The 17,005-nt window shown below is 34.8% G+C and carries 13 protein-coding genes; 1 reads left to right on the forward strand and 12 read right to left on the reverse strand.

Translation table 11 applies throughout. The features are described 5' to 3' along the window. Window positions 1-471 precede the first annotated feature (471 nt). Window positions 472-1,635 carry an RNA-guided endonuclease TnpB family protein gene (locus tag AC3B6D_RS08845; protein WP_489775481.1) on the forward strand — a complete coding sequence of 388 codons (1,164 nt, stop codon included), beginning with the start codon at window positions 472-474 and terminating at the stop codon, window positions 1,633-1,635. Between the two features lie 1,312 nt (window positions 1,636-2,947). On the opposite strand, the gene AC3B6D_RS08850 is transcribed toward AC3B6D_RS08845, so the two are convergent. The 12 genes from AC3B6D_RS08850 to AC3B6D_RS08905 form a co-directional block, all read right to left on the reverse strand. Beyond that, window positions 2,948-3,298, reverse strand: a complete 351-nt coding sequence (locus tag AC3B6D_RS08850; RefSeq protein WP_489775482.1) for a hypothetical protein — start codon at window positions 3,296-3,298, stop codon at window positions 2,948-2,950. A gap of 25 nt (window positions 3,299-3,323) precedes the next feature. Further along, the gene (locus tag AC3B6D_RS08855) at window positions 3,324-4,283 is read right to left on the reverse strand and encodes a hypothetical protein (RefSeq protein WP_489775483.1); all 960 of its coding nucleotides are present in this window, start codon (window positions 4,281-4,283) and stop codon (window positions 3,324-3,326) included. Next, window positions 4,273-4,719 (reverse strand): RusA family crossover junction endodeoxyribonuclease, encoded by a 447-nt coding sequence (locus AC3B6D_RS08860; RefSeq protein ID WP_489775484.1) that lies wholly within the window; start codon window positions 4,717-4,719, stop codon window positions 4,273-4,275. Before AC3B6D_RS08860 ends, AC3B6D_RS08855 begins: the two co-directional genes overlap by 11 nt. Then, complete coding sequence (locus AC3B6D_RS08865) at window positions 4,712-5,227, reverse strand: hypothetical protein (RefSeq protein ID WP_489775485.1); 516 nt, start codon at window positions 5,225-5,227, stop codon at window positions 4,712-4,714. The genes AC3B6D_RS08860 and AC3B6D_RS08865 overlap by 8 nt, the downstream gene beginning before the upstream one ends. Before the next feature lie 90 nt (window positions 5,228-5,317). Further along, complete coding sequence (locus tag AC3B6D_RS08870; RefSeq protein ID WP_489775486.1) at window positions 5,318-5,773, reverse strand: DUF5839 family protein; 456 nt, start codon at window positions 5,771-5,773, stop codon at window positions 5,318-5,320. Between the two features lie 82 nt (window positions 5,774-5,855). Next, entirely contained in the window at window positions 5,856-6,527 is a 672-nt protein-coding gene (locus tag AC3B6D_RS08875; protein ID WP_489775487.1) for a CPBP family intramembrane glutamic endopeptidase, read from the reverse strand. 922 nt (window positions 6,528-7,449) lie between these two features. Further along, entirely contained in the window at window positions 7,450-7,527 is a 78-nt protein-coding gene (locus AC3B6D_RS08880; RefSeq protein ID WP_489775542.1) for a putative holin-like toxin, read from the reverse strand. A gap of 263 nt (window positions 7,528-7,790) precedes the next feature. After that, window positions 7,791-14,045: an isopeptide-forming domain-containing fimbrial protein gene (locus AC3B6D_RS08885; protein ID WP_489775488.1), complete on the reverse strand. Its 6,255-nt coding sequence runs from the start codon at window positions 14,043-14,045 to the stop codon at window positions 7,791-7,793. A 171-nt stretch (window positions 14,046-14,216) separates the two neighbouring features. Then, a complete protein-coding gene (locus AC3B6D_RS08890; RefSeq protein WP_489775489.1) occupies window positions 14,217-15,716 on the reverse strand; it encodes a CAP domain-containing protein in 1,500 nt (499 codons plus the stop codon). A gap of 25 nt (window positions 15,717-15,741) precedes the next feature. Continuing rightward, window positions 15,742-15,972 (reverse strand): hypothetical protein, encoded by a 231-nt coding sequence (locus tag AC3B6D_RS08895; protein WP_489775490.1) that lies wholly within the window; start codon window positions 15,970-15,972, stop codon window positions 15,742-15,744. A 200-nt stretch (window positions 15,973-16,172) separates the two neighbouring features. Next, entirely contained in the window at window positions 16,173-16,394 is a 222-nt protein-coding gene (locus tag AC3B6D_RS08900) for a hypothetical protein (protein ID WP_489775491.1), read from the reverse strand. Window positions 16,395-16,408: 14 nt separating this feature from the next. After that, entirely contained in the window at window positions 16,409-16,987 is a 579-nt protein-coding gene (locus tag AC3B6D_RS08905) for a DUF3990 domain-containing protein (RefSeq protein WP_489775492.1), read from the reverse strand. Window positions 16,988-17,005 lie beyond the last annotated feature (18 nt).

Genomic DNA, 17,005 nt, shown 5'->3' on the forward strand with positions numbered 1-17,005 from the left:
GTATCTAACATATTCTACAATTAATTTCCCTTTTAAATTAATTGTAGAATAAATGCCTTTTTCAAACGAGAGAGGATTTTATTCGTGTTAAACGAGAAAATCACTTTGCTAACACTATAGTTGAAGAAAATTATTTGAAGTTTTTTTCCAAAAGTGTAGTGGAATTTATGGCTACGTTATATAATATATTCAACACTAGAATGTATATATATCTTATTTTTATGTATAACTCCTTCTATATTTAATTGAAAAAGCATTCCTTTTTACTTAAAGGAATGTTTTTTTGTTCATTTAAGACAACGTGAAAGCGTTATAATTAATTTGATTTGTAATTTATTTATTTTTTTGAAAGTGGGCAAGGAAACACTTTCTTTTAAGGACGTGATGAATTGCCTAGTATTTAAATCTTAACTACTTTGTAAATATCTATGACTTATAATTAATTTATTAAACCAAAGGTGGTGCAAGATTGTGGTGTTCAAAGCTGTAAAACTAAAAATCTATCCGAACCAAAAACAACGACAACAAATTATTGAAAACTTTGGTGCTGTACGCTTTGTTTGGAATCAAATGTTAGTCATGCAACAAGAACGTCATGATAACGGTGGCAAGCCTGTTAAGACCTTTGGTATGAATTATTTAATCAAGCAGTTAAAGCAAGAATACCAATTCTTAAAGAGCGCTGAAGCTACTAGTTTGTTGAATACTAATAAACATTTAGGAACCGCTTATGAACGTTTCTTTCATAAGCAAGCTCGCTTCCCCAAGTTCAAATCTAAGCATTATGCCAAGCAAAGCTATACTTGCAATAATGTCAATCAAAACATTAGAGTCATGAAGCAACATTATTTAAAACTGCCTAAGCTTGGAGTTGTTAAATATCGTGGTCGTTACACCACTGCCAAGGTTAAATCGGCGACCATTAAACTTAACCCAACAGGTAAATTTTATTGTGTTTTATTGGTTGAGTGTGAAAACCAAACACCTTTCAAGAAAACAAGTCAAACTGTGGGCTTAGATATGGGAGTTGCCGATTTAATGATTAGTTCTGATGGTCAAAAGTTTAAAACGGTTCGGTTTGATAATCAGTTATCAGAGAAAAAATGTCAGTGGCAACGTAAACTAGCTCGCCGGCGTACTTTAGCTAAAACGCGTGTTGCCATGCATAATCAGTTGCATCCGGATAACAAGATTGATCTAAATGATTGTCATAACTATGTGAAAGCTAAGCAGCAAGTGGCCAAGATTTCAGAACAAATTTCCAATCAGCGCCATGATTATCTGAACAAGTTAACAACCCAATTAGTTAAAGACTATGATGTGATTGTGATTGAAGATTTGAAAACCAAAAATCTGCTGAAGAATCACCATTTAGCTAAAGCCATCGCTAATCAAGCGTGGCGGGAAATCCGCCGGCAATTATCATATAAGTGTGCTTGGTATGGTAAAAAATTGATTGTTGTGAACCCTAGAAAAACGAGTCAAATCTGTTCAAATTGTGGCTATGATGACGGGAAACATGAGTTAGATGTCAGACAGTGGCAATGTCCCCAATGTAAACAGCAACATGACCGCGATATCAACGCTGCATTAAATATAAAGCAATTAGGTTTGGAACAAGCCTTGGTAAATTAGGATAAACCGCTACTAAGTTGTCAGACAAAGCTTAGCAAGTTAAGTCTGTTCCCAGAAGCTCGGTACTTTAGTGCCGACGTAGTTCACGAAAATGAATTATCACGTTGCTTATCTATAACTATTAAGCTAATTTCGAACGATAGAAAAGACAGTAAAGAAGCATTTGTTAGTTTCCACGATTGGTCTACAACACTTTGTGCTTGTTCTACAATACTTTGAGCATTTAATCATAGATGGACTCAAAGCTTTGGCCAAATCAGCAATTTCAGGAGTATTCATAATAATACCATAATGCACAAGTACAATACACTTTCAAGACAGACCGCAAAAGACAGCATTATATAACCATTAATATTTATTAATGTACTTTTTTTTACTATTAAAATTCCCCCGATAATTAAATCAATCGCTAATATCAACTGCACTATTCCTAACACATTACTTAATTTTAAAAAAGTAGTAAATATTGTAGAAAATACTGATGACCACGGAAATAAACTACACAACCTAATAACTAAAAAACCAATTATTACCAATGATATTGGCAGGGCAACAAACCATTCAAATAAATCAAAAAAATGCTTTACCTTTTTCATCAAAAAATCCTTTCTTAATTGAGATCATATCTAGTAAACATAGCTACAACAATTACTGATAAACCTGAAGCAGTCTGGTGGTGTTGCTAGTTGTTAAGGGTTTAATTGAGCTTGCTATTAGTAGCCTTAACAATAGCGTTTTTAATATCTTCATCTTCAGTAGATATAATTCTTATAGGTATATATGTCCTTAATATTATTAATAGAGCCCAAGCATTCAAAAATCAATTTTGAAAATAAGACGAATATTTCTTACTATTCTATGAATATCATCCCTACTATAAATGAAATCATAAGCAACACTTGAATAGAGTTATTGCATAGATCCCATTGATGAAATCTATGATTAGGTGCCTTCTTATTAACTAGCATCAAACAGCTTAAAATGATTGAAATAATAACTAATATAAATGACAAAATTAAAATCAAGGCCAACTGATGATGAAACAGAAATAAAATTTGAATATTGAGAATCCAAAATATATCTGAAATCAAATAGATAATTTGAGCAATTTTTGTAGCATTCAATCAAATATCCTCCTAAGTTTTATTTTACGTATCTTCTTATTCAAACAAAACGTACCGCATCAAAGTTTTTAGTAATTTTTGCTGTTAATTTTGGATGTGATAGATTTCTTTGAACACCGTGGTCTTATTGTACTATCTTTGATTTGAAAAAATGCTTAACTTTTGCCATTAAAATCATCCTTTCTCAGCTAAGAATCCGAGCTAAACATCAAAAAAACCAAAACTAAAAAAATTACAAACGCTGAACCGAAGTAAAGAAACATACGTCCACCAAATGAACCTAACATTTTTAATATTATCCAAGCCATTTGAATAACAAGATTACATATTACTAATAGATAGACTTTTTGTTTAGAAAGTTTTATATTAACCAAAATAAAAATGCCTAAAACAACCGATATAATAATCAGTAGAAACTCCAAACTTAATATCCAAGTTAATTGATGATGTACTTTTAATAGTTTTAAAAAATTGTATAACCAAGACACTTCTGTAATTAAGTTAAAAACTTGAACGACTCTTAACACAAATATATCCAACTAATTTTCCTCCTTGATCCTAAACTTAAGGTTTTTCCCCTTCTCTGTGACCGTGATAATTTCTTGGAATGCCACCAGCCTGCGTGTAATGTGCATGATAATAGTCATTTAATGCATTAACTTTGGCAACATAATTTTGCCACGCATTATTTGTTCCTACGTATTTAGCCCGAGAGGTTAAAGCTTTTCTCAAACGCGTAAGTGCCTTATATACCGGCCGTACATAATCTAACGCTTTATATCCACGGTTCATGTACATATTCCGATTACGGATAGAGTGAATTACATCTGCAATAGGATCAGCAGCCGGCATTTTAACTTCCTTTATTTCAGAAAGTTGAGCTGGTAATAATCTCAATTCAGTTAAAACCGAACTGTCAATAGAATTTTCCTCTAATTGGCTAGTTATCATTTTGAGTTTTGAATTAATATCATCTAAATTACCCCTTTTAAACGCTGGGTAGCTTTTTAAGCTACCAATTAATAATTCATTACAATCAAGTTTAATTGCTCTTAATGCCTCAATATTGGCTAATATAGGTGATGCTAATGTACTAAGTTCTTTCAGATTGCTACTTAGTCTTTTAGTATTTAATTCTTTTTCTCTTTGCAACAGCTCAAATAACATATCTACATAATCAGGATCAGCCTTAATACTTTGCAGTTTTACCCCAACTATTTCAACCAAAATTTTTGATTGTTCTTGATGATGATCAAAGTACCGTTCGTTTAATCTCTCAGCTTGCGACTTAATCGTTCTAACAAGGTCTTCCGTTCTCTTTTGCTGCTTAGTTTCTTTTTTAATTAAGTGATTCAGTTCAGTGCTAACTTGGGACAAATAGGTTTTAGCATTTCCAATAACTGACTGTGCTTGAACTTGAGCTTCTTGCCTTTCTTTTAATTGGTTTAAGTAGTCAGGCATTAATTCTTGTAACTTAACATACCCTTTTAACAAATTAAGGATTTTATCGTTATTATTCGCCATCCGTTTCTACCCCAATCAATTTAATCTCAGTCCGTGGATAATTCTTTTCATTTAGCTTTAGCGCATTAATGCCAACTATTCGACTATCTCGTTCTTTTAAACCTTTAAATATACTATCCAAAATAGCCTTTTCTAAATTATCAATATCTGGTGCAGTTTTACGCATTAGACTCTTGATCTTTTTTTGATTTTTGGGAACTTTGATGTAAAAAACAACTTCTGCTAACACACCATAAGGAGCGTGAACGGTATCAAAGAAATCCTTATTGTATAAACCTTCCTCAGTTAAATACTTCTGTACACTTTGCATATAATCGAAATATTTTGTTGGATAGTAGGTAACTGTTCTTTTAGTACTCCCTTTAGATATTTGCTTAAATTGCGGTCTTGGTGTTGCCATCGGTGGTATTGGAATAATTGCTTGCCATTCAGCCATTTTTGACCACCGCCTTTTTATATTCCCTATAATTGGAGCGCTTTTCTTTCGACCAACTAGAAATAATTTGTTGTGCATTAGCTTGATCAGCTTCGTCTCCAGACTCTAATCGCAAACACTTAGCAAAATCTAAGTTATCTCTAGAGACACCCCAGCCTTGTTTCTTGAGCGTATTGTTTAATGTTGACTCCTGCTCTTCAAGATTTAATTTTTGTTTTGATTTATTTTTTTGTGATTTACCATTTCTAAAATCTTCCCAGTCAATGTTGGCCAAGTCAATCATGTTCCTAACATCGTCGATAGAAAATAGCTCTGTAACAGTACTTTTACCAGATTTAAGCATTTTGATATAGCGCAAAACTGTACTCTTGCTTAAGCTAGTATTTTGAACAATTTTTACACGGCTAGCCTTATAAATTATCCATTCAGTTAGATGTTTTTCTGAAATTTCAGTTAATTTAACTTGCGATATTTTTCTTGGCTTATAGCCAGAATTAGGCTCAGGCATGCCTCTAACCTACCTTTTTTTAGTATAGTTAAATTATAATACAAAAAGAGTCAAAAAGACACGATTTTTAATTAATCGTGTCTTTTTGGCTCATTCTTTCCATTCTAGATTTAATCTCTTTAAAAAGTTTTCAAAGCTTTTGATTAAATATGGGGCGTACTGTCTAATACTTGTATTTGTAACTCTCCTAACGATTCGCATCTTCTTTATCATTTTCATAGGAGCGTCGCCGATAGCCTCAAAGTTGTCAATAACAACAGCTGGCTTTCTCCCGTAATTAGTTCCAACGATAACGATATTACCAATGGGAACCATTTTTCCATAAAATTTAGAAGGTTCCTTACCTTCCAACTGCAATTTGGTATTAATACTTATCTGAAACCATTCAGGTTTTGCAGCTAATCTATACCCGCCGGTTGTTTTACTTTTCTTCAAGACAACCGCCCTTACAGCTCTTCTTACTTGTTTCTTTTTGCTACGCTTATGCTTTTTTCTTTTATGTGATGGATCATATTCCCTCTGCTTAGCTTTATTGTTTTCAACCATGTTCTTCCTCTCCTATTTTAAGACATTAGAACATGATTAATTATCAATCATTTTCCAAATTGATAAAACAAAAACAATTTAATTAAACAAACGGAAAGAATATTGGAATAACAAAAGCTGACAAATTATTAAATAAATGAACAATGATGCCAGCTTTAATGTTCCGACATTTTACATAAGTGAATCCAAATATGATTCCTAATAAGATTTTAGATATTAGATATATAGGATCAGATATACCATGGAACAATCCAAATACAATTCCGATAATCAGTACTCCAAAGTATGGATCTTTTTTGAAGAACCAATTAATTAAATATCCTCTAAATAACAATTCCTCTGTAATAGGAGAGATTACTGTTGAATACAATAAAAACATGATCGGCAAAGAACTCGACATCCGCTTCAAAGAACCAACGTTAGAATTACCAGTCGATTTCATAAGCGGAACCATTGCTAAATTAACTACAACAGTTGCTACACAAGCAAGTAAGATTAACTTCCAATTGAATTTATTTTTACTATTTTTTAACCAATCGGATCGTGTTTTGAGATAGACAAAAAGCATGAGAAACACAACTAAAACACAGACAGTAATTGGTAACCCGTAAATTATAGCTTTGTTAACGCCTAATTTATCCATGCTTATTGCCGAATCAAAAGCCATATTAGGCGTTTGTTGAACCAAATATAGTCCAACCCAACAGAATATTTCTAAAAATATTATCAATACTTTCTTTAAATTGACAGGCATTAATCATCTACATCCTTTTCTTAAATTTAAAATTTTACATCAAAAAAGAGCACCCTTTCGGGTACTCTTTAAAATAATTCTCAGGTATTAACTTTGTGGTTTGTCCTATTGATAGTCTTACAGACTAAAACAGTCTGTTAGTTAATTACCCGCTCTTAAAGTAACTAACTAACATTTATTATTATATCACACTTCTAGTATTCTTCGTATAGATCATAAGTTTCACCTTTAAGTCTAATCATCTGTTATTTCCTCCAGCTAATTGACACAACAAGAATATTTAGCTAAACTACATTCAAGCAAGAGCGGTAGTATCTCTACGGGGACTACCGCGGGAAAGGGCTCACCTTTAATTGGTGGGTCTTTTCTTTTAAGATTTAAAGTCCATGCAATAAGACTATCTATGTGGTATTATTTAGATAGAAAAAGAGCCAGCGCTCTAAACACTGACCCTTTGTAAAGTTGCTAAGACGGCAACCATCAGATTTTTTATTAAAAGCTAATAATCGCTAGCCTTGCACGGCTAAGGCGATTATTTTTATTTTTGGCCCTTTTTGATATATTCAAGAACTCACATCACAGCATCAAATATTGCTTTACTGCCTGTAATGATTAGCTCCAGAATCTCAAACAGAGACACCTTGCTACTCCTTTCCTCAGAATTGTGTTTATAGTGTGTTACACCATAAGCAACACCTCGGTTCTGAAATAGCCACCGCCTTAGCATTTAACTTTACCTACATATTTTAACACAAAACATTTTTATGAATTTCAATCAGTGCAATATCTCAGACTCTATGCTATTATTTACATAGAAAAAGAGCCAGCGCTCTAAACACTGACTCTTTTGTAAAGTTGCCAAAGCGGTAGCCAATTAAAATTATTTTAAAAGACCGTTAGCTCTGTGAAAGCTAAGACGGTCTTATTTTTTGTTGATAAACTTTACCAACTCAACAATCAACGCAATTAGGCTAATGGTAAATGTACCGAAGCCCAGCATTAATTGTAAAGCGTCTGAAACAGACACCTTGCTACTCCTTTCCTAGAATGCATGTTTACAGTTGTTACACCATAAGCAACACCTCGGTTCTGGAATAGCCACCGCCTTAGCATTTAACTTTACCTACATATTTTAACACAATTTCTATAACCAATTTTGTGTTCTCGGTGGACTGTGATTAGTCTTCATAAAGCTCTCTCCTTTCATTGAAATTTTATGTATCAAAAAAGACTGACTCTTAATCAGTCTTTTTTATTTACTAACTAAAACATCGCTGCAAAGAAACTCTTAACAGCATTCCAGACGTCGTTAAACCAAATCGGATTATTCGTTGATCCAGTTTGGGCCATCTTCTTATAGGAAGGTGCGTCTTCTGGCATGCCATCGCCTTTATCTTTGTCGTTGCCATTCTTAGTTTGCGGATTAGATTCTAATGGGTTACGAACCTGATTAGTATTTTGAGGATCGTTGCCTAAGTTAACTGTTGCAACATTAAGGATATCATCCTGTTGGCCAGAATCGTCTGCATTTGAATCAGTATCAGATGCTGAACTCTTCGTGTCTACATTGTTGTCGTCCGTATTGTCTGTAGCAGCTGACTTAGTATCTACATTAGAATCGGAATTAGTTGATGTGGAATCACTGGCTTTAGTAGAATCAGTGTCATTTGCTGACTTAGTCGTTGGTGCTGAACTATCGTCGGTAGTATCAGCTGATTTAACTAATCCGTTCGAATCAACATTTGCATCCTTATTAACTTCAACTTTAATGACTAACTCATAAGTTTCACCCTTCAGAGGCATATTCTTTAAGAAGTCACTGGAAGCAGTAAAGGAAACAGTATTGGTTGAATCATCGTAACCCATTTCACTGTCGTCACTGACTTTCTTACCAGTCGACTTGTTGACGACATAAGCATCTTCATAAGTTAAACGCTTGTCCAAAGTATCAGTGATGGTAAACTTCGGATACCGCTGACTAATATCTTTGCCTAATGTCCCGACTCTTTGATCAACATGGTAGTAAAGTGTGTCGCCGGCTTTAACTGTTTGGTTATTAATATCCTTATTGTTCTTATCAACAACAGATTTAGAAGGCTTTGGCGCTTTGCCTTGGTCTTTCAATTCATTGTCAACTACATTGGTCGAACGTGGATCATTATTCAAAGAAACAGAAGCCGTATTTTCAATAACAACTGTGTCGGTTGGACTAGTTTGATCTTCAACGTCAACTTTAGCTTCAATAACTAACTCGTAGGTTTCGCCCTTTAACGGCATCTTCTTCAAGAAGTCATCGGAAGCCTTCCAAGTTACCGTATTATCAGAAGTCGTGATTTCACTTGGATCACTAACTGTCTTACCGGTATCCTTGTTAATGACGTAAGCTTTGTTGAAGTGTAAGTTATGGTCTAGCTTATCAGTGATGCTGAATTCTTTGTAACGTTCAGCTAAGTCTTCATTTAAAGTGCCAACCTTTTGATCAACGCGATAATAAAGAGTATCACCATTAGCTACAGTGGTATGATTGATGTCTTTACCATCGTGATTGACAACAGCTTTCGTTGGATCGTTTGGTTCAGCTGGTTTGTAATGATTATCAACTGTATTGGTGTTTTGCGGTTGATTATCTAAGCTAGCTGTACCAGTATTATCAATCTCAACTGGTTGGCTCTTGTCGTCACCTTGAATGTCAACTTTCACATTGATCACTAAATCGTAGGTTTCGCCTTTCAATGGCATTTGACTTAAGAAGTTGTCGGAAGCTGTAAACTTAACCGTATTAGTATCATCGTCAAAAGTAATGTCATTCGGACTACTTACCTTCTCTTTAGAATCAGCATTTTGTACATAGGCTGATTCAAACTTCAAGTTTGGATCCAATTTATCAAACATCGTAAAGCTCGTGTAACGATGGTCTAATCCTAAGTTTAAAGTGCCAACCTTCTTAGAAACATGATAGGTTAAGCTTTGGCCATCTAACACATTCTTATGATCAATATCCTTGCCGTCAGAATTGTAAACCGTCTTTGTTGGCGCTACATCTGGTGGTGTAACTGGATTATCAACTTCATTAGTCGATTGCGGATTATTATCAATATTTACATTAGCTGTGTTCTTGATTTTATCCTTAACTTTATTAGTATCTTTCAGGTTCACCTTGGTCTTGATTTGCAACTCATAAGTTTCGCCTTTAAGATCCATATTTTGTAAGAATGCGTCTGAAGCCGTCCAAGTTACCATATTGGTATCTTTGTCAAAGGTAATTTCACTTGGATCACTAACAACTTGTTTAGTCTTCTTATTGATAACAGAAGCACTGACATAGTCTAAATCAGGATCCAATTTATCAGTCATAACAAATGATTTATAACGTGAAATTAAATCTCCGCCTAAGGTACCAACTGTTTGATCGACATTATAGTTTAGACTATCACCATTGGAAACTACCTTTTGGTCAATGTCTTTACCATTGTCGTCGGTTACGGTCTTAGTTGGTTTCGGAGCTGGTGCTTGATTCTTCAACTGATTATCAACCACATTAGTTGTCTGTGGCTTATCGTCAAAGGATACTGAAGCCTTGTTTTCAATAATGTCCGTATCGGAAGGATTGATCTGAATTTGAGCTCCTACTTTAGCTTCAATGATTAACTCGTAAGTTTCACCCTTGAGAGGCATTTGCTTTAAGAAATCGTCAGAGGCTTTCCAAGTCACTAAATTATCAGAAACAGTTACTTCGCTAGGAGAACTTACCGTCTTACCAGTATCTTTATTAATCACGTAAGCTTTAACATACTCTAATTGCTTATTCAGTTGGTCAGTAATTCCAAATTCTTTATAACGCTGAGCTAAGTCTTTATTTAATGTTCCAGCCTTTTGGTCAACATGATAATAAAGCGTATCACCAGTAGAAACTACAGTATCGTTAATGTCCGTACCGTTATCATTAACAACGGATTTTGTTGGTGAATCAGGAGAAACTGGGGTGTAATGGTTATCTGTGGTATTAGTCGATTGTGGCTTATTATCCAGCATTACATTACCAGTATTATCAATTTCAACCTTTTGATCCTTGTCAGAATCTTGAATAGCTACTTTAGCTTGTACCACTAAGTCATAAGTTTCACCATTCAATGGCATCTTGCTTAAAAAGTCGCTTGATGCATTAAACTTAACAGTATTTTTGCTACTGTCAAAAGTGATTTCACTTGGTGAACTAACTTCTTCTTTAGTATCCGCATTTTGTACATACGCTGATTCAAATTTTAAGTTAGGGTCTAATTGATCAGTAATCGCAAAGCTATTATAACGATGATCCAAACCACGGTTTAAAATACCAACCTTTTTAGAAACATGGAAGGTTAAAGTTTGACCATCCAAAACATTTTGATGATTGATGTCTTTGCCATCGTTGTCTTGTACAGTCTTAACCGGTGTTGTTTCTGGTGGTGTTAATGGATTATCAACTTCATTAGTTAATTGAGGATTGTCGTCAATGTTTACTGTACCAGTATTCTTGATTTCATCCTTAACGTTGTTAGAGTCTTTGACATTAACTTTAGCCTTAATTTGCAATTCATAAGTTTCGCCTTTAAGAGGCATTTTTTGGAGTGTATCGGCTGATGCAGTCCAAGTTACCATGTTTAAGGTTTTATTGAAGGTAATCTCACTTGGGTCACTTACAACTTGCTTTGTATCCTTATTAACGACTTGCGCACTAACAAAATCAACGTCTTGATCTAATTTATCGGTAATAATAAAGGACTTATAACGTGATACTAAATCTTTACCTAAGGTTCCGACTTTTTGGTCAACTTGGTAATTTAAGCTATCACCATTTTTAATTTCTTTATGATCAATGTCGTTACCGTCGTCATTAGTAACTGATTTAGTTGGTTTCACCGGATCTTTCGGTTTTAACGGATTATCTACTTCGTTAGTTGTCTGTTGATTGTCATTAATAGTGCTTTGGCCAACATTTTTGATGACGATTTGACCATTCACATTATCAACGTTACTGCCGTTAGCCATGTTATCTAACGTATCAGAATCATCGACTTGCGCCTTGATAACTAACTCGTAGGTCTCACCTTTAAGATCCATTCCATTATCTAAGAAGTCTTGACTAGCCTTCCAAGAAACTGTTCTGGTCTTAGCGTCATATTCAGTGGTATTAGTATCACTGATCTTCTTACCAGTATCCTTATTAATTACATAAGAATCCAAGTACTTTAAGTTGCTGTCTAACTTATCAGACAGGCCAAAAGATTTATATGGCTTCAACAAATCTTCTTTTAAATTACCGACCCTTTGATCAACGTGATAGTAAACTGTATCACCATTGGCCACTTCTTTATGGTTGATGTCAGTGCCGTTAGTATCGACAACAGATTTAACTGGTGAAGGGGTTGTGCCATCGTGTGGTACCACTACATTAACTTGATTAGATGTGAAGGTATTATTATCAATAATATCTGAAGCATCGTTTGGAACAATATAGTTACCAGTTTGCGAATCAATCATATCTGAGCTGTACTTGTAATCTTTATTCAGATTAACAGTCAAGTACATATAGACATTCTTATTCCGCAATGATGCTGGATCACTAGCCGTCCATGTTAACTGATGACTAGATGAATCAAGATTTAACTGCCCGTCATTCGTAATATCTTTGCCATCTGTGGTTAAAATCTTTGCTGATTTATAAGTGAAGGCATCGTTGATTTTATCTAACAACGTCACACTATTGAAATCACCGTAAGAACTTAACTTGAACTGAATAGCAAAGTGAATGTCGGTCGTGTCGTCTTTGCCGGTCATTTGTTGCTGATCTTTCAAAGCATCCTTACCGTCATAGTCACTTCCGTCACTATCACGTGTCAATTTCTTCTTTAAAGATTTAGTAGCAACTTTCTTTTGGGCAACTGCGGTATCACTATCAGTATCTGGTGCACTGGCACTGGACTTGAACAAACCGTCCCAATCTTTAACGTTGTCAAATTTGCCAACGAAGATCTTCTTCACTAGCTTGTTACCGGTATCGTCACCTGTTGGGTTTTCGGTCTTATTGGTGTCAGCCTTATCTTTATTGATTTGCGTATGCGCTAAGTTATCAATCTTGATATTTGGCTTTACATCGTTTTTAACCTGAACCGGCAAGTGAACCGTATAAGTTTCACCCTTGTACGGCATCTGGTTTGCCAGATAGTCATTAGAAAACGCATATTTCAAAATGCCATCTTCGTAAGTGAAACTGCCGGCGTCATCCGGCAACCGATCACCGTCACTGTTGGTTACATAGCCGTTCTTTAAATAGTTAACTTCATCGGGTAATTTATCAGTAAACTCGAAGGTGTTGTACTTATTTAAAATCGTGACATTCATTTGGCCCACAGATTGCGAAATCGTATATTCAAATTTCTCATTGGGCTTAACTTCTTTATGGTTAATGGAATGATAGTTGGCCAAGTTAGATGGGTCGTCGGTGTCATTCTGCATAACATCTTTGGTTGGCTTTTCTGGAATAGGATTCCACAAAGTAGCTGAACTAAAGGCCGTCCACTGACTGTTTAAATAACCGTACGTTCCACCGTTGTCTTTGTTATCCTCTGTTGAAGAGGCATAGTTACCAATGACAAATTTCAAGGTACTACCTTGAACTTGGAAACTGGCAGAAGCATTGGTAAAGGTTGGTTGACCTAAAACATCGGCAAAACCAAAGTCCGTATCAACATTATTCTTAACGGAACTAGCACTACGTTGGCCACCAATAACCGGTGTCCCACTCCAAGGCGAAGTGTAATCTTTCAGAATAGAATCACTGGTCTTGTAATAAGGTAAAGAACCCATCTTTTCATAGTTGGCATATTCATTACCTGTGATGATGTGGTTAAAAGATCCGTTAGTAGCTGATGCTGTAGCTTGGTTCAACGAGTTAAGAGTAACAAAAGTATTATTAGTACCTTCACCTACGTCAATCGGATTACCATCTGCATCCGCAAAAGTTAAATCAACATGAAATTGTTGTTCACCATTGGATTGGATTCCGTTATATAACTTGTCGCTAAACTCCCAACTTAGATATTCATCACCATATTGTGGTGGTGTTGGTTGTGCCTTAATATCATGAATTCTTAATTGAGCATAAATAGGTACCTCATTATATTTTCCAACTGCTTTAGCGTACTTAACAGTAATGACAGAATTCTCCATATCACTAGGACTACTAAACGCGACTTGTGTTGCATCGCTATCTGTCATATTAGTTGGTCGTTTATTACCAGTCATCCGACTAATAGTTGGACTTGATCCCGTAACTTGTACATCCACCGCTGATGTATCAACGTTTTTAGCAATAACTAAAGAATTAATTGGATTAATTTTATAATTATCTGGATCAATAGACGTAGCCGCTGCTTGAGCATTTGATACATTCGAACCTATCGAAAACAGCATGACAATAGAACTAAAAATCAGCAGTAATATTGAGCGTGCTTTTTTCAAAGGTACATGATTTTCCATAAAAATCTCTCCTCTTCTTTTGAATTTCAAAACACTAATGAACCGGCATGGGCACCACCTCCTTAATCTGTACCACGATTACATCTCTCAAACACGCTCTTTGTTTTTTATTTTGAATACAAAAAAGGCTCAACACTAGTTGTGTCAAGCCTTTGAGCTTTTTAAATTTTTTTAATTATTAGAACTTTGAGATCCAATGATTATATCAGTATATACACGACCATCATTATACGTATAAGTTACTGCTGAACCCATTTCTTTGGCATCTGGGCTCAAATAGTCATCTGAGTATCCCGGCGTTTCTTTATACATGTCCATCAGAGCTTTCGTCACCTTATCTGGAGTATTATAAAGGCTTCTATCATACAGCCCATCAGATAACATTAAGTTTAGTTCTCTAGCATAGTCCCAATCATAATTGACTTCAGACAATACAGACCACCAACTACTTCCATCAGGACGATTTGGAATATTGCCAGTTTCTTTTTGTGATTCTTCGTTAATTCTAATAGTTGCAGCTTGTGTTAATTTTGAATTAATAGTTAAAGGAGCTAATCCTTTAGAGGATCGTTGAGAATTAATGGAATTCAAAATTGCTTGTTGATATGCAGCATTAGATTGATGTTGAATAGGACGATACCAATCTGCAGCACCATCTTCACCATTAGTATTGAAAGGATGATTGTTGCTAGAACTATTGCTTGATGAATTTGAACTAGAAGAATTGGAGTTAGAGCTACCATTGTTAGAAGAACTATTACTGTTACTGCTATTTGATGAACTGCCAGTATTGGCTGCTGCTCCACCGTTAGTTGATGAACTTCCAGTATTAGAAGCTACTGGTGTAAAGTTGGTTGAGCAGTCGTTGGCGTTTAGCCACTCATTATCTCCAATTTCAAAGAAGAGGCCACCGTTCATTTCGAATGTTCTTAACACGCGCCAATCTGAGTTGGCTGGAACACTGGAACTGGTAGATACTCCATTGTGATCATAAATCTTAGCACCATTACTTCTGATTACCCGAGCTACGTTGTAACTGTAGCCGGTTGGTTTGTTACTGCTATTGGAGCTAGAGCTAGAACTTGGAGCAGTAACAGTGGTTGCTGGCTTACCATTCAAACCAAAGTTTGGCACATCTTTGATGTTATTAGGTGTTACATTCAAGGTCATATCATCATCACGAACATACATATTAGGTGCTACTTGATAGAACAAACGTCCTTGAGAGTTGCGGATAACTTTCCCAACTGTCCATTGTGATTGATAAGCTAAGTTAACACCATCATCGTAAGTGTTGTTGCCTTGGTTGTCGTAAATAGATGTGATTGTACTATTGATTGTGCCAATTAGCTTTTGATTCAACTTACCTGTAGCTGGATCAAAGTTAGCCTTCACATCATTAGCAGCTACCCATTCATCACCGGCTACTTGATAGTAGTAAGTACCATTAACTTGTTTAGTTTTACCAACACGCCAATCAGACTTATTCATGATGACCCGTGGAATTGATTGCATGTTATTGTCATACAATTGTGCGTATGGATCTTTCTTTACGGTAACAACTTTATAGCTATAATCCTTAGCTTGAACATTTTGTTGATTCGTTGTTACTAACGAAATAAGTAATCCCCCAGCAATTAATAACCCACTCAAAACTTTTGATTTTTTCATTTTAAATCCCCCTCAAATAAAAGAACTAATCTTCTTTGAAAAACTTTCTAGCGTACTCACTTAATCTGTAAGACGATATAGCCGAAAGATTTCCAATACGTCTTTTTCCATTTCTAATAGCATTAAATGTCTGTCTGGGTACTCCCGTATCTTTCGATACTTGATACCCACTTATATCAGAATCTACCAACCTTCTAATTAAAGGTATGCTAATATGACTTTTCAAAAAGTCTTCATATTCTTCTTGACGACTCACTATTATCTTCCTTTGCAAAGTAAAGACATTCTTATTTAAACAACCACAACCTCCTTAAATACGGCTTCATTATAGTGGTATATTTTTACACCGTCAAGTGGTTATTTGAAAAAAATTAAATATTAATGGGAAATTGCTAAATCATTAAGGGTACAAAAAAAGCTCAACACTTTTAGTATTAAGCTTTCAAAACAATAACCTTAACCGCCAATCATAACTCTAACGTCTTCAGCTTGAATGATTTGATCGGCAAAATCGATTGGTGCTAAATGAGATCCAGTCACTAAATACCCTTCTAACCACTCATTAAGAACACCGTCATAGTCAAGTAACAATTGATCTGCTTCACTAGTTGTCTTTCCAAACTTTATTAAATAATGTTTAACATCAGAAATTGCTTTTTCTTTTTCTTGAATATTCATGGCGATCACTTCCTTTAATTAAAATCCCAATTATACTTTTCAATGTAAAACATGGAAGAATCTAAAATACTTTGATTTTTAATACAGACTTGATGAACTTTAAATTTATACTCAATTAACTCTCTTGCTTCACTCAAGCTTAACATATTTCTCATATATCGGTCTAAAGAAATGTTCAGTCTTCTACCATCAGCTATTAGTCCAAATACCACATCATAATTATCAAAGTACACACGTGAATTAATCTTCCCGTGGTTAATTCTATTAAACCACAAGTAGTCTAATTGTTCTTTCGTTATTTTTGAACCAAAATCTTTAATGATATAATTATTACTCTTAAAAATATAGTTCCAATTAATATTGGCTTTAATAACCTTCGGCTTCAATATTAGCTTAGGATCATGAGTATTACTAGTATAAATTTTGACTTTTCTTTGAGCCCAATCTTTGGCCTCTTTCAGAGAATTAGTTAGATAAAATCCTTGCCCAAAATCTTTATAAACTTTACTCTTATTAACTTGAGCTTTTTTTAATATAGATTTTTCAAATACATTAATTGTTCCATGATACCAAGTCTTTGTATCTTCGATCATTTACAATTCATCCAATCA

Source organism: Bombilactobacillus sp. ESL1097 (genome assembly GCF_058107205.1).